This is a genomic window from Tissierella carlieri (assembly GCF_018917285.1).
Lineage (GTDB): Bacteria > Bacillota > Clostridia > Tissierellales > Tissierellaceae > Tissierella > Tissierella carlieri.
Genome location: NZ_JAHLOH010000053.1, coordinates 1 through 11,587, shown reverse-complemented (window position 1 = coordinate 11,587; position 11,587 = coordinate 1). Strand labels below are relative to the sequence as shown.

The following is an 11,587-nucleotide window of genomic DNA, read 5'->3' as shown; positions in this document are numbered from 1 at the left end:
TAGAAAGATGGTCCTAAAATAAAAAACAAACCTTTTAAATTTTTATTTAAAAGGTTTGTTTATAGAAATATATCTAAAAATTAAAATTCTAACGCAAAATGACTATCTATTTCATCTGAGTATGCTGTAATAGTATCTAATATGAAGTAGGATATTTTTAGGTTTAGAGAGAGTGCAAAATTCAAATCGTTCTTAAAACCTATTTTTAATGAATATTCTTCTACAACTTTATCAATATATTCTTTTATAGTATTTCTTAACTTTGTTGTAGGAATATCATATATATCCAAATCATCAATATTAATTACATTCTTTTTAAAATCATGATTTACCGCAAAATCATTTAATTGTGATTCATATTTTATATGTTTTATCATACTATCCATAAATGTCCATCTACTTGCGTGGGGAAGACACACATAATCACTTAAATAATGAGAGATTATTCCTATCTTTTTACTCAATATTTTTATTGCTAATGGATCTAGCATTTTATTGAATTCTAGATATCTACTAATAAATATGACCTTCATAATTTCCTTAGCAATATAATTTAAGCTTTCATCTTTATAATGTCTAATAAATTTATATTGAGGCAGTATATCAGGACACACTGATCCCCACAATAATTTTTCTTTATCTAATTTTAAACCATATATATCAAATACATTATCATATATTTTCGATGCAATAATTTTATGAGAGTCTGAGAATATTTTAAACACCCCTTTGCAAAAACTTACGTCCCACTTATAGTATAATAATTAGAAAATAAAGTCAACATAAAATATATATCAAAATTGTAATAATTTCTCATTTAGATAATTATTATACAGTAAAAAATCATCATTATTGAAAAGAACAAAGGTGATATCTAAATCAATCTTTTCTTTATCAATGAAATCTATAACTGATTTTATTGCAATTTTCATGGCTTTTTCAATGGGATAACCATATGCTCCAGTTGATATAGATGGAAATGCAATTGTTTTGATATTATATTCCTTAGCAAGATTTAGAGAACTATAGTAAGCATTATATAATAATCTTTCCTCTCCTGATATTCCATCTTTATATATTGGGCCTACTGTATGTATTACATATTTACTTGGAAGATCTCCAGCTGTAGTTATTCTAGCTTCCCCAGTAGGGCAACCCCCAATCTTTTTACATTGTTCTAATATTCTTTTTCCTCCCCCTCTGTGAATAGCACCATCAACACCTCCACCTCCTAATAAGGTGTTGTTAGCAGCATTTACTATAGCATCTACCTCTATTTTTGTTATATCTCCTAATATAGTCTTGATTTGTGCATCTTTATATTTAAACATAAAATCACTCCTATAAATTAAATATTAAATCTATTTCTTATTTTATATATTAATTTAATGCTCTATCCAAGCTATCCCAGACATTAGCAGTTTCAAAACCTTTTCTCCAAGAGGCTATACCAGCCAATTCATACTTATGGATTAATGAAGCTTTCTTATCTAAGGATTTTGCATCTTCTAACCATATTTTATATATAATATTATCTTTTTCTATTTCCCCATAGTATTGTAAAGAATTATTATCCCAAATTAAATTAATATTATTTTCTAATATAAACTTATTAGCCGTTTCCATTGACAATGCTTGAGAAGATAATTTTCCCTCTTTTTCTATCCATAACCTTGTATAAAAAGGTACTCCTAAGATTAGCTTATCATTGGGAATATATTCCAATACACCTAGTATACTTTTCTCAACCCATGGGTATTCTGCCACTGATCCAGCAATAGGACTACTAGCCCAGTGTTGATCATATGCCATTAGAATCATATAATCAACAGCTTCCGAAAGCCTTTTCCTATCAAAACATAAAGACCAATTTTCAGATGTGGACATACCTGTCACATCCATAGATACGCTCATTCCAGCTTCTTTAAATACTGGATATAACTCTCTTAAAAATTGAGTAAGGAAGTCCTTAGTCTTTAAATGTACATTCTCAAAATCAATATTAATCCCTTGAAATCCATATTCTCCATAAAGATTTAATATATCTACTATCAATTTTTCCCTCATGCTGCTTTTAGATAAAAGTTCATGAGTTAAATCTGGATCAAAATTATTATTAATTAATGGCCAAATTTCATAGCCCAACTCATTATACTTTTTCACATACTCTATATTTCCTTTATCTAATATATTTCCATTATTATCTGTAATAGAGAACCATGTTGGTGATATTATGTTAATGCCAGGAATTTCATCTATTCCTTCTGCATTTTGTATCTTTCTATAGGTATAATCCCAAGTTAGATTTATAATTTCTCTGCCTATACCTTGAGTGTCTTCCTCAATAGATTTTTCTACTTTAAACAAATCTTTAGTATAATTTATTTTTAAATATTTTTTTTCAATAAATCCTGGTATTCCATCTATGGTCCTTACTTTATACCAAGATTCATATTCTGCATATACATTTAGAATCATTCCTGCATTGATATCTTTTGCTACAATAGGCGATCTTATATCCAAATTACTTCTTATTACAGCATCTTCTCCAATAACTTCACCCTTTAAATAAATTATGTCACCGTAATCAAGTACAACAGCATTTGTTTCTTCAAAATAACTAATATCTATACTGTAGTTTTTTAAGATTATATCTATAGGAATATATATCTTTTCATTAAATTTTCTTATTACATTTGTAATAAGAAATTCTTTGTTATTAACACTTGCAGTCGTATCATCTAATTTATATCTAAGAACTTTCTCTTTATCAGTAATTATTAATGTTTCTTCTGAATCATCATAAAATATATCATTATCTACAAAATATTCAATAGTTGGAAATGAAATATACAATATATCCTCGTAAAATAGCACTGCATCTTCACTATCTACCTCCTGATCTTCAACAATTAAATATAAATCGTCAGAATATGCAATTACTTTTCGACTAGGACTTATATATTGTTCATAATAAATAAATCCACCAATACTTCCACCTAAAATTAATATTAAAAGCAGAATTAATACATTTTTTTTCAATTTATTCCCCCCTTGTCTGAGCAAAATAATATTTTATCCTACTTACATAGTATAATGTAAAGTATACGTTTATACAAATGCAATTAATATTAATTTAGTTATATATCATATGAACTAAAACAAGTAGTCAAGTTTAAACCTAAATCTAGACTACCTGTTAATATATAAAGTAAAAAATTATGAAGAACTATTATTTTAAACTCCATTCATATACACATTTTTGCCTCTCTCCATCTTGATACATTTCATTATAAGGTGGCAAATTTATTATTTCTTTAAGTTTAAGACCTACTTTCTCACAAGTTGCTCGAGATGGAAAATTATCTGGATTACAGGTTATTATCAATCTATCCATTCCATGAGCAATTGCTACTTGTTTAATAATTTCACAAGCCTTTGTCGCATAATTATTGCCTCTATAAGCTTGTTCAATACTATAGCCAATATTACCACCATAATAAATATTCTCATTATATCCAATACGAATATCAATATTACCTATGCTATCATTTGAATTATGCATGGTAATCCTATATTTATATGCTGGCAAATATCCTTTTTCTTCATTAGAAGGTGTTTTATCTTCTATTCTTAAATCAATCTCACCATCTGTTAGAAAATCAAAATCTTTGAACTCAAACATCAGTATCTCCACCCTTTATTTAATCATAAATACTTCTTTCTAAGTATAAATTCCTATAATTTTAACTTTTCAAAAGAACTTGACTATCAATGGATTTCAAAACAAACTTTTATAATGATATTTCTACAATAGGAATATATTATTCTCTCTACATTCCTGTAGTATTTCTTCTGTCCAAACCGATGCCTGAACCTCTCCAATATGTTTTTTCTCTAAAAAAAACATACATATTCTAGATTGACCAATTCCACCTCCAACTGTAGCTGGTAATTCCCCATCTAACAATTGCTTATGGTATTCTAAGGATTTTCTTTCTTCAGCATCAGCTATTTGTAATTGTTCTTTTAATGCTTCCTCGTCAACTCTTATCCCCATACTGGATAATTCTAAAGCAGCATTTGTTGTAGGATTCCAAAATATAATATCTCCATTTAAGTTCCAATCATCGTAATCAGGAGACCTTGTTCCATGAGGTTTACCTGAATTCAATTTTCGTCCAATCTTTGATAGAAATACTGCTCCATATTTTTCTGTTATAAGGTGTTCTCTTTTCTCTGGAGTTTCATTAGGATATAGATCCTCCAGTTCTTGAGTAGTAATAAACTTTATATCTTCCGGTAATTTATGGGTAAAAATTTTCGGATATAAATTATTTATATACCTTTCAGTTTCTTTAAAAACATCATATATATCTTTTACTATCTTAATTAAATAGTCTGTCGTTCTATCACTTTTTCCTATTACCTTCTCCCAATCCCATTGATCGACATAAATAGAGTGTATATTATCTAAAATTTCATCTGGGCGTATAGCGTTCATATCTGCATAAAGCCCTTCACCAATATGGAATCCATACCACTTTAATGCTAATCTCTTCCATTTTGCTAGGGACTGTACTATTTCAATCTTCTCATTATATTTTCTCATTTCAAAAGACACTGCTTTTTCTACTCCTGTAAGATTATCATTTAATCCACTCTTTGGTGTTACAAATAATGGAGCTGATACTCTAATTAAATTTAGTTTTTCTGATAATTTTCTCTCAAAATAATCTTTTATTTCTTTTATTGCTATTTGAGTTTCTCTTGGATTTAACTGTCTCATCTTTCTTCCTCCTAATTTAAAATTCATAATAACAAACAAAAATAACCTCCCCTTTGTTTGCTTTCTTCAGGTCATTTTACGCAGTTTCGCAACTCAAATCTATTCACTCGCTACCTCTATCTGCCCCGTAGGGTATAATTCAGTAGTGTCCGCTGGGGTCTACATTCGTATGGATTTGCCTCTAAAGGCACTCTTAATGATAAATTCTACATTAAGGTTGGTGCTCATTGCATTTTTGTCCAATGAGCATAGCGAATTGTAGACAAAACGGACAACGAAGCGAATGGTATGTTTGACCTACCTTTAGTTCATTACGTTCACTGAGTTAGATCATAAAAAAACCTTTCATCCAAATAAAGGACGAAAGGTTAAATTCCGTGGTACCACCTTAGTTAGCAATAAGCTCACTTAAATAAGTACGGACTTTACAGTCGATACTCTATAGTCGATATCAGGCTATTCCCGTCTAGGCCTACTCTTTTACAATTTCGGTTAGATGCTCAAGAATGTTCTTCGCTTATTGATTTGTATCGGATTTCCACCATCACCGATTCTCTATAACATCTTCAATAAACTACTCTTTCTATCAAAGCGTTATTTTTAAATTATAAATAGTATAGCGTGATATCTAACTAAAGTCAAGAGAAAATAAAAATATTTTTAAATTTTATTTATGTAAACTAGTTTCTAAATGAAAAATGTAATCAAAATAATTGAATTAACTGCCCTATCAATGTCACAAATTAAATCTTGAAGCATTCACTTTATTATGGTAAACTTTTCATATATATTACCAAGTAAATTTTTTTCAAACGGTATATGCTTATAAAGCAAACTTATATAATCTTGCATGGAGGATCAGTATGAAAATTACGGCATTGGTTGAGAATCAAACTAAATGTGAATTAAAAGCCAAACATGGTTTATCATTATACATAGAAACACAAAATCATAAAATTCTATTTGACTTAGGTCCTGACAATACTATTTTTGATAATGCTAAAACAAGAGGTATTGATCTTTCTAAGGTTGACACAGTTATTATCTCACATGGGCATATGGATCACGGAGGAGCTTTAAGTCGGTTTTTGCAAATCAACACAACTGCTAAAATTTATGTGCAAAAGAAAGCATTTGAGCCACATTATAGCAAGTTCATTTTTCTGAAAGTGAGTATTGGTATTGACGATAGACTTGAAAACCATCCGCAGGTTGTCTTAGTCGAAGGTGACTACCAAATTGATGATGAGTTAAGCCTGTTTACTGTAAGCCACACAGATAAATGTTATTCTAAAGCGAATGATGCTCTATTTGCAAAAGGTCAAAAAGATGATTTTTTGCACGAACACAACTTAATCATTAAAGAAAATCAAACAGCACTTATAATGGGATGTGGTCATGCAGGTATTGTGAATATTATGGAAAAAGCCAAATCATATCATCCACAACTATGTGTTGGTGGCTATCACTTGTTCAATCCATTGACTAAGAAAACCGTATCCATAGCCTTATTAAATGATATTGCACAAGAGTTGAAAAAGTACATCCAAACCCAATTCTATACATGTCATTGCACGGGAACAGAAGCATTTCAGTTTCTATCACAACAAATATCCAATCTGTTTTATCTGTCATGTGGAGAAACAATTGAAGCCTAATTTGTAGAATTATGAGCATTCACTTGATATGAGTGATTTTTGATCCATTAAAGCTAATCCCAATTACATTGCAATAAGGCAGTCCCATTTTGAGGTTGCCTTTCGCTTATTCGCAAAGAAGACAGCCGAATTATGACCATTTTGCCTGTCTTCTTTATTGATAATGCTATTTGAAAAACGCTTTAATGTACTATATTATTCTCTTTAAAATAGGTGTTCTGCTCATAATAAAATACTATTCATTAAAGTATTTTAAAATATTTTTCACTCCCAATAACGCTGTTTCATCTTCTCTAGCAGGTTTATTATTTGTATCATGGCTAAATACTACTGGTAAAATATCATAAGCATTCATATGACGAAGTAAGCAACAAGCAGTATCATAAGGTTTATTAATATTACCATCACCACCACCTACAACAATTACTGCACCTTTTTTTGCCTTTTTAATCGGTTTTTCTTTTCTAAAGAATTTGGCGCAGAAATATGTTTGTAAGCGACTACCTATATTTAACAAAGCTCCTGTTAATTCTGAAAAATAAATTGGTGAAGCAATTAAAATATTATCACACTCTTCTATATATTTATATATCTTCTGCATCCCATCACTTATGCAACAGCCTGCATTTTCCCAGCAATATCTACAATCAGTACATGGATTAATATCATTATCATATGCATTGATAATTTTATATTCGCCTTTTAAATTTTCTAAGACTATATTTATTAGACTCACAGTATCACCATTTTTTCTTGGAGAACCATTAAATATTAATGTTTTCATCTTTTTACTCCCTTCTATAAACAATCTATAGATTTACATCTTAAAACTGATGTACAATATATCAGGATTCTACCATATAAGCGCAAAAAAATATATTACTTTCTTTCAATAGATATTATAGAGTATCTAACTCTCAGACTTCTGAGTTAATCGTGATTCATTTACAAAATTAACTTTTATTCTATAAGTTAGATATTTGTTTCACATAATTTAGTTAAATTAATATAATAATATTAGGCATTATACATGCCTTATCAAAAGTTCGTTATCTTAGTTCACCCAAATAGATAAAACACCCCCATATATAAAGAGACCTTTAAGTAGGTCTCTTCTCTATTTAAAACAAAATATCCTAGATTACTCTAGAGTCTTATTATATCTATGGAGAACTGTTATAAATCTTTCTAATGTGACAGGTTCCTTAGGACTTGTTCCATCAGTTAGATCTAATTTTATTGCCCATTCCATAGCTTCCTTTGCCCAAACACTATAGTTTTCTACATCTGTAGTTTCTTTAATTCCCAGATTATTTAAAATTCCTTTGGATATTGCTAAGGCTAATTCATCTTGTTTATCTCTTAGAATTTTACAATCTTCTATATTAGTAATAAACCCTAACTCTATTAATGCACTTGGCATAGTACTTTGTCTTAATACTGCAAAGTTAGCTATTTTTATTCCTCTGTCTAATGTATATACTTTATTTTGTAGTATACTGTCTTGAATATATTTAGCTAGTGTAGTACCTTTACTGCTACTAGGATAACTATATGTTTCCACACCTTTAGCATTTACACTTTCATCTGCATTACAATGTATAGATACAAATATATCTGCATTAGCTTTATTAGCCATAGTCGCTCTCCCTAGAAGTTCTACAAATATATCTGTAGTCCTTGAGTATAGCACATCTATATTGTATCTTTTTAAAATTTCACCTACTTTTAAAGCTACGGATAAATTTATGTCTTTTTCTCGTAAACTATTACCTAATGCTCCTGGATCTTTGCCTCCATGCCCTGCATCTAAAAATACTCTCATTATTATTCTCCTTTCTCTATATATCAATAGCTTGAGATATTGTAGAGGAATATACTCCCTTTAACTATGTACTCTCAGCTATAGATAATAATTCATTTACAATATATCCTATTATTACTGTATATTTTATGAAACTTGTCTCAAAATATATGTCTAATCTATAAGATATTAACACTATAATTAATCCATGTCTTTCTTACATATTTCTGCTTATTCCAAACCCCTTGATATTCCTACTTTTAATTCCATTTTTAAATATATGAATTTTTTCTTCATCTTCAATTAATTTTTTATAAATTTTTATTATCATTTATGAGTATATTTATTATGATTATATAGGACCTCACTTGAACTAATTTCCTCATACTCCTAGTAGTGATATTTTTTCTATACAGGCTTTTATCTGGATTAACTCACTATATCACTATTTTTAAAATAATAATTAACACTTTAGCATCATTCGCCATATAATGTATTAGGATCTAAAGAATCCTAATATAATAATTATTTCTTATTTTAATCCTCACTTGCTGATATATTAAGGAGGAGGTATTTGTTATGACTGACAATAAAGTTCGTGGTAGTTGGTTTGGTGGAGAATGTGGTATGGACACTTCTTTACTATTCTTCTTTTTAATTCTAGTGATTATTTTCTTTAACTGTGATTTCTTCTAATTTAGAATAATGGAATCGGGGCTTGTCCCCGATTCTTTTTTATACTTTTTTTAAGTTCCTTAACAGCTATAAATAAAAACCATTCTATTTTATATTTGCAATGTACACCAAATGGTGAATATATGCACCAGTGCAGGTATAGTCATTACTTATGAAATAAAAACGCTCTTCTTGAATAATTTGTTCAATCATGAAACCGTCCCTCCTCTAGTTTTCTTATTTGTTATATTACTTTTTTCCAAATCTAATATACAATAAAAAATCAGGCTGAAAAAGATATAATCTTGCATCTTTTTCGGCCTGACAAATTTGCCGTACCCTGAGGGAGTCTAACTCCCGACCTTCTAGCTCTATAAATATAGTTTTATATAGTTAGTTATAGCTTAAAAACTGCTTGATTTCAACATTGCATGTCTAATATAGTTCTTTATAGTTTCATTCCATCAAAAACTAATGGGCTAATTTTGGGCTAAATTTTATCTCATGGGAGCTACTAAAAGTCCCTTTTATTTTATAGGTTTTATCCTAAACTTACAAACAAGCCTTTATTTCGACTTAAAACGTCTTAATCATACGTTATATAACCCCATTTATATTAACACCATAATTTACTCTTACCTAAACCCAATATACTCGGTCGAAATTTTCTGAAATAATGAGTTTTAATTAAAAACTCTAGATTATTTTTGTAGCCTAGTCTTTAATATCTATCTCTTCACATTTTGGATACATCATATTAGATTTCTTATCTCTATTTATTTGATATTAAACAACATATTCATAATATTCATAAAACAATATATTAATTAAATGTTTTTAGTTTCTCAGATATTTTAACTCTTTTCCTAGATATCTAGTGTGATGCCCCATACACTGACTTATTTTACTATCTTTATACATAGACTACATATGTATAGACAGTGTTCGCTCATGCCCAAAATAATGTAATAAGCTGAAATGTAATAAGCTGAAATGTATCACATCATGCTATATTATATAATATAAAAAAAGACATAACTTCCCATTGACGGAAAGTTATGTCTTTTTGGCGTACCCTGAGGGAGTCGAACCCCCGACCTTCTGGTTCGTAGCCAGACACTCTATCCAGCTGAGCTAAGGGTACAAATGGAGCGGGTGAAGGGGATCGAACCCTCGCAACCAGCTTGGAAGGCTGGGGCTCTACCACTGAGCTACACCCGCATAATTCATTATAAAGCTATTATATTAGTTAAAAAAATGAAGAATATATACTCTTCATAAGAATTTGTGGAGCGGAAGACGAGATTCGAACTCGCGACCCTCGCCTTGGCAAGGCGATGCTCTACCACTGAGCCACTTCCGCATATAAAATAAATTAATGGTGGAGGAGACTGGATTCGAACCAGTGAAAGCTTAGCTAACGGATTTACAGTCCGTCCCCTTTAGCCTCTTGGGTACTCCTCCTCATCACTTAAGCGCCCTAAAGGACTACATTGTAGATTAATGGAGCTGGCGAGAGGAATTGAACCCCCAACCTACTGATTACAAGTCAGTTGCTCTGCCGATTGAGCTACGCCAGCACTTACTCATTTCACAATTGAAAAATCAAACTTTCAAACCAAAATTTCTCGTTTTGCTCAGAATGTTTCTTAATTGTGCATTGTGCATCGTGAATTGCTAATTGATTAATGGCGACCTGGAAGGGACTCGAACCCTCGACCTCCAGCGTGACAGGCTGGCATTCTAACCATCTGAACTACCAGGCCGCAAATATTTTTTTCGCAGTCTCGCTACACAAATTTGTTCACTCCCTATCGGTCGTACAAATTTGGTGCTCGTTGCGTTTGACCTACTAAAACTCACTATCGTTCGTTAAGTTAGGTCATAATGGTGGGCACAACAGGGCTCGAACCTGTGACCCCCTGCTTGTAAGGCAGGTGCTCTCCCAACTGAGCTATGCGCCCATATATGTTTTTTATGGTGACCCCACCGGGATTCGAACCCGGGTTACCGCCGTGAAAGGGCGATGTCTTAACCGCTTGACCATGGGGCCTTATTTTCATCCGTCTTTTATGTAATGCTTGACCCCTTCGGGTGCTAAGTAAATTATGGTTGCGGGAGCCGGATTTGAACCGACGACCTCCGGGTTATGAGCCCGACGAGCTGCCAGACTGCTCCATCCCGCGTCACGCTGCTCTTTACAGCTATTTTATAAATCTTTGTGGTGCCGAGGACCGGAATCGAACCGGTACGACTTTAAGGGTCGCAGGATTTTAAGTCCTGTGCGTCTGCCAGTTCCGCCACCCCGGCATACATTGCCTTATATTTCTTTGGCTCTTGGGGTGGGACTCGAACCCACAACCTACCGGTTAACAGCCGGTTGCTCCGCCATTGAGCTACCCAAGAATGCAGTTTCGCAACTCAAATTTGCACACTCCCTTTGGTCATGCAAATTTGGTGCTCATTGCCTTTGACCTACCTGCAATTCGCTAAAGCTCATTGGGTTAGGTCATAAAGCCTGGCAACTTCCTACTCTCCCAGGTCGTTTCCAACCAAGTACCATCGGCGTTAAGATGCTTAACTTCTGTGTTCGGTATGGGTACAGGTGTGTCCATCTTGCTATCGTCACCAGACGAAAACTACTTCTATACAATTTTCATG

The 11,587-nt window shown here is 31.7% G+C and carries 9 protein-coding genes, 11 tRNA genes, 1 rRNA gene and 1 other annotated feature; of the genes, 1 reads left to right on the top strand and 20 read right to left on the bottom strand.

The window, feature by feature from the left end; genetic code table 11:
• Nucleotides 1–80: 80 nt before the first annotated feature.
• From KQI38_RS18990 to asnA, 5 genes are all read right to left on the bottom strand, one after another.
• Complete coding sequence (locus KQI38_RS18990) at nt 81–725, bottom strand: zinc dependent phospholipase C family protein (RefSeq protein WP_216562245.1); 645 nt, start codon at nt 723–725, stop codon at nt 81–83.
• Nucleotides 726–794: 69 nt separating this feature from the next.
• Nucleotides 795–1,331: an O-acetyl-ADP-ribose deacetylase gene (locus KQI38_RS18985; RefSeq protein WP_216562243.1), complete on the bottom strand. Its 537-nt coding sequence runs from the start codon at nt 1,329–1,331 to the stop codon at nt 795–797.
• 49 nt (nt 1,332–1,380) lie between these two features.
• Nucleotides 1,381–3,042 (bottom strand): glycosyl hydrolase family 18 protein, encoded by a 1,662-nt coding sequence (locus KQI38_RS18980; protein WP_216562241.1) that lies wholly within the window; start codon nt 3,040–3,042, stop codon nt 1,381–1,383.
• Between the two features lie 190 nt (nt 3,043–3,232).
• Nucleotides 3,233–3,685: a GNAT family N-acetyltransferase gene (locus tag KQI38_RS18975; protein WP_216562239.1), complete on the bottom strand. Its 453-nt coding sequence runs from the start codon at nt 3,683–3,685 to the stop codon at nt 3,233–3,235.
• A gap of 123 nt (nt 3,686–3,808) precedes the next feature.
• Nucleotides 3,809–4,789: an aspartate--ammonia ligase gene (gene asnA / locus KQI38_RS18970; protein WP_216562238.1), complete on the bottom strand. Its 981-nt coding sequence runs from the start codon at nt 4,787–4,789 to the stop codon at nt 3,809–3,811.
• 353 nt (nt 4,790–5,142) lie between these two features.
• Nucleotides 5,143–5,388: a binding site (T-box leader), on the bottom strand.
• Nucleotides 5,389–5,652: 264 nt separating this feature from the next.
• Between asnA and KQI38_RS18965 the strand changes: the two genes are divergently transcribed.
• Complete coding sequence (locus KQI38_RS18965; protein ID WP_216562235.1) at nt 5,653–6,447, top strand: MBL fold metallo-hydrolase; 795 nt, start codon at nt 5,653–5,655, stop codon at nt 6,445–6,447.
• 235 nt (nt 6,448–6,682) lie between these two features.
• Here the strand turns inward: KQI38_RS18965 and KQI38_RS18960 are convergent, their stop codons facing one another.
• From KQI38_RS18960 to rrf, 15 genes are all read right to left on the bottom strand, one after another.
• Nucleotides 6,683–7,231: a flavodoxin family protein gene (locus KQI38_RS18960; protein ID WP_216562233.1), complete on the bottom strand. Its 549-nt coding sequence runs from the start codon at nt 7,229–7,231 to the stop codon at nt 6,683–6,685.
• A gap of 357 nt (nt 7,232–7,588) precedes the next feature.
• Nucleotides 7,589–8,272: an N-acetylmuramoyl-L-alanine amidase family protein gene (locus KQI38_RS18955; RefSeq protein WP_246565926.1), complete on the bottom strand. Its 684-nt coding sequence runs from the start codon at nt 8,270–8,272 to the stop codon at nt 7,589–7,591.
• Between the two features lie 64 nt (nt 8,273–8,336).
• Nucleotides 8,337–8,447 (bottom strand): phage holin family protein, encoded by a 111-nt coding sequence (locus KQI38_RS22890; protein ID WP_216562231.1) that lies wholly within the window; start codon nt 8,445–8,447, stop codon nt 8,337–8,339.
• Nucleotides 8,448–9,993: 1,546 nt separating this feature from the next.
• A tRNA-Arg gene (locus KQI38_RS18945) sits at nt 9,994–10,070 on the bottom strand.
• A 3-nt stretch (nt 10,071–10,073) separates the two neighbouring features.
• Nucleotides 10,074–10,147: transfer RNA gene (locus tag KQI38_RS18940), tRNA-Gly, on the bottom strand.
• Nucleotides 10,148–10,214: 67 nt separating this feature from the next.
• Nucleotides 10,215–10,289, bottom strand: a tRNA-Gly gene (locus tag KQI38_RS18935).
• Between the two features lie 16 nt (nt 10,290–10,305).
• Nucleotides 10,306–10,390, bottom strand: a tRNA-Tyr gene (locus KQI38_RS18930).
• Between the two features lie 40 nt (nt 10,391–10,430).
• Nucleotides 10,431–10,506: transfer RNA gene (locus tag KQI38_RS18925), tRNA-Thr, on the bottom strand.
• 109 nt (nt 10,507–10,615) lie between these two features.
• Nucleotides 10,616–10,692: transfer RNA gene (locus KQI38_RS18920), tRNA-Asp, on the bottom strand.
• A gap of 122 nt (nt 10,693–10,814) precedes the next feature.
• Nucleotides 10,815–10,890 (bottom strand) — tRNA-Val (locus KQI38_RS18915).
• Between the two features lie 14 nt (nt 10,891–10,904).
• A tRNA-Glu gene (locus KQI38_RS18910) sits at nt 10,905–10,979 on the bottom strand.
• Nucleotides 10,980–11,035: 56 nt separating this feature from the next.
• A tRNA-Met gene (locus tag KQI38_RS18905) sits at nt 11,036–11,112 on the bottom strand.
• A gap of 36 nt (nt 11,113–11,148) precedes the next feature.
• Nucleotides 11,149–11,236 (bottom strand) — tRNA-Leu (locus KQI38_RS18900).
• Between the two features lie 21 nt (nt 11,237–11,257).
• Nucleotides 11,258–11,332, bottom strand: a tRNA-Asn gene (locus tag KQI38_RS18895).
• 110 nt (nt 11,333–11,442) lie between these two features.
• Nucleotides 11,443–11,559, bottom strand: a 5S ribosomal RNA gene (rrf, locus tag KQI38_RS18890).
• Between the last annotated feature and the right edge of the window lie 28 nt (nt 11,560–11,587).